Source organism: Janthinobacterium sp. CG_23.3 (assembly GCF_046115965.1).
Lineage (GTDB): Bacteria > Pseudomonadota > Gammaproteobacteria > Burkholderiales > Burkholderiaceae_D > Janthinobacterium.
Map to the genome: position 1 here is coordinate 1 of NZ_JBJXIB010000240.1, position 2,693 is coordinate 2,693.

A 2,693-nucleotide genomic window follows, 5' to 3' on the forward strand; every position below is an offset into this window, starting at 1 on the left:
GGCGCTGGCGCGCCTGCCGGCGCGCCAGCGCCCGCCGTACCAGGCGCTGGGCGCCATCGGCGGCGCGCTGAGCAACCCCGCCGCCAGCGGACCGGGCCTGTACCTGATCGAGTTTAGCGTCGACAACCAGCCGCGCGCCTACAGCGGCCAGACCAGGGACCTGCGCCAGCGCCTGCAGCAGCACCTGCTGTGCGCGCGGATGATGGGGCTGTCGCTGGCCAAGCACAAGGTCTACGTGGCGCAAATGCCGACCCTCAGCGATCCGCAACGGCGCGCGCTGGAACGGCGCATCCACACCGACATGTTCGCCAACAACGCCAACGTGCTGACCAACCAGCGCCGCGAAATGGAGCAGGAAATCCTCGGCTACGAATGGTAGGGCCGGGCGGCCCTGGCATCTGGCTTGGTTCGAATCAACACCACAACAGGGAGTAGCACCATGCATAAGAGTGACTGCACATGCGGCGCGTGCCGCGAAACCGGCGCCTTTGAAGTGCTGGAGTTCGGCCGGCAAAGCTGGGGCTTCCTCGAAGTCGCCGACGAAAGCCCGTTCAGCGAAGCCGAGGAAATGGAACTGGCGATGGAGTTGCTGTCGGTGGCGAGCGAGGCTGAACTCGACCAATTCCTCGGAAAAATGTTCAAGGGCATCTGGAAGGGCGTCAAAAAAGTCGGCTCCTTCGTCGGCAAGGTCGCCAAGCCGCTGGGCGGCGCCCTGAAGGCCATCGCCAAGCAAGCGCTGCCCCTGGTCGGCGGCGCGCTCGGCAGCATGATCCCGATACCCGGCGTCGGCACGGCGCTGGGCAGCGCGCTGGGCAGCGCCGTCAGCCAGGCCCTGGAAGTTGAACTCGAAGGCATGCACTACGAGCAGCGGGAGATGGAAATGGCGCGCCGTTTCGTGCGCATCGCCGGCAGCGCGGCGCGCCTGGCGGCCGACGGCGACGGCAGCCCGAGCGCGCTGCGGGACGCGCTGGCGCAGGCGGTGCGCCGGCACGTGCCCGACGCCGCGGCGGCGCACATGCAAACCGAGGGCGCGCAAGAGGGCGAAGCCGAGACGCAGAGCGGGCGCTGGCGCCGGCGCGGCAACAACATCGTCGTCATGGGCGACTGGTGACGCCGGCGGTATCACGGCTTCGCCACAAGCGCCCTGGCCTTGCGGCGGATCTGCAAGGCGCGGTCGGTCACGCCCAGACGCAGCGCGGCGCGCTGGTTGTTGTCGCCTTCCTGCTGTAGCACCAGTTGTATCGCCATCTCGGCGGCGGTCTGGCTGATGCGCGACAGGCCGATGCCCAGGTCGATGGCGTGGCCGATCGCCGCTTCGAAATAGCGGTCCGGCCACGCCGCCGCCGCCGCCGCCTGCCGCTCGTCCGGCGGCAAGTCGCCGATGGTGATCGGGCCGGGGCCGCTGTGGCGCTGCCAGACCCGGGTGACGGCCTGGCGCAGGTCGCGCACATTGCCGGGATAGTCGCGGGTGAGGAAATACTCGCGCACGGCCGGATCGAGCTCGCAAGCCTGGCCCTGGGCCGACAGTTGCGCCAGGAAATGCGCGACCAGCGGCAGGATGTCGCCGGGGCGTTCGCGCAGCGGCGGCGGCCGGCAGCGCCAGCCGGCGATACGGTAATACAAGTCGGCGCGGAAACCGCCGGCCGCCACCTCCGCCTCCAGGTCGCGGTTGGTGGCGCAGACCAGGCGGAACTGGCTCGGTTGCCAGGTGTTGCTGCCGACCCGTTTGTACTTGCGTTCCTGTATCGCGCGCAGCAACTGCGCCTGCATCGCCAACGGCAATTCGCCTACCTCGTCGAGAAACAGCACGCCGCCGTCGGCCATGGCGAAGGCGCCGTCGCGCGGGTTGGCCGCGCCGGTAAAGGCGCCGCGCTCGTGGCCGAACAGTTCGCTGCCGGCCAGTTCCGGCGACAGCGTGGTGCAGTCGAGTACCGTCAGCTCGCCCTTGTAGTCGCCCAGCGCATGGATCAGCTGCGCGATCACATCCTTGCCGGTGCCGGTCTCGCCGGTGATCAGCACCGACGCCTGGGTGAAGGCCGCCGCCTCGACCACGCTGCGCACCAGCGCGCGCCACGGCGCGCTGGCGCCGACCAGGCGGCCGCGCACCTGGCTCGAATCGGCCAGTCGCTGCACCGCGTCCCAGCGGCTCAGGCGCGCCAGCACCTGCTCGGCGCAGACCGAGCCGGGCGGCCACAGCAGCAAATCGGCGGCGCCGGCGTCCAGCACGGCGCGCATATCGGACACCGGCAGCGCTTGCGCCGAGGTTGAAATGGCCAGCACCGTGGCTTGGGCGCAGCGCAGGCGCAGCGCCGCGAGCAGCGCCGCGTCGGGCTGGTCGAACAACACCACGCCGCAGCCGGAGGGGCAGGGCGGCATTGCCTGGATGGTTACCTGAGCCTGCTTCAAGGCCGAGGCCAGCGTGCCGCCGTTGCCGGCCTGCGTCTGCTGCGGGGTATCCAGCCAAACCGAGAGCGCCATGAAACGTCCATCCAAGCTGAGCGAGTCTTCCGATACTGATTAATACTGCTGCGGTGGTGAGGGACTATAGAGGCGGGCCGGGCGCGCGCGTTTGATATGCGCCAATCGCGCGCAGCGAGGGGGCTAGGAGTCTGCGCGGCAGACAATTCTTGCGCTGACCATGTGACGCGCTTCTTGCCTGCGTCGATGGCGATTCACTTTCGCACTCGAAAGTG

Annotated in this window: 3 protein-coding genes; 2 read left to right on the forward strand and 1 reads right to left on the reverse strand. The window is 69.2% G+C overall.

Annotation, left to right across the window (positions count from 1 at the left end; all coding sequences use genetic code 11):
* Both ACFDR9_RS27410 and ACFDR9_RS27415 read left to right on the forward strand, forming a co-directional pair.
* The coding region (locus ACFDR9_RS27410; RefSeq protein WP_409033037.1) for a GIY-YIG nuclease family protein at window positions 1–379 on the forward strand (379 nt) is incomplete at its 5' end.
* Window positions 380–439: 60 nt separating this feature from the next.
* Window positions 440–1,111 carry a hypothetical protein gene (locus ACFDR9_RS27415; RefSeq protein WP_409033038.1) on the forward strand — a complete coding sequence of 224 codons (672 nt, stop codon included), beginning with the start codon at window positions 440–442 and terminating at the stop codon, window positions 1,109–1,111.
* 11 nt (window positions 1,112–1,122) lie between these two features.
* Here ACFDR9_RS27415 and ACFDR9_RS27420 read toward each other — a convergent pair whose 3' ends face one another.
* Entirely contained in the window at window positions 1,123–2,478 is a 1,356-nt protein-coding gene (locus ACFDR9_RS27420) for a sigma-54-dependent transcriptional regulator (protein ID WP_409033039.1), read from the reverse strand.
* Between the last annotated feature and the right edge of the window lie 215 nt (window positions 2,479–2,693).

Bases quoted from the DNA above. Each gene is read 5' to 3' on its own strand.
- ACFDR9_RS27415 (WP_409033038.1), top strand. From the start codon at position 440: ATGCATAAGAGTGACTGCACATGCGGCGCGTGCCGCGAAACCGGCGCC.
- ACFDR9_RS27420 (WP_409033039.1), bottom strand. From the start codon at position 2,478: ATGGCGCTCTCGGTTTGGCTGGATACCCCGCAGCAGACGCAGGCCGGC.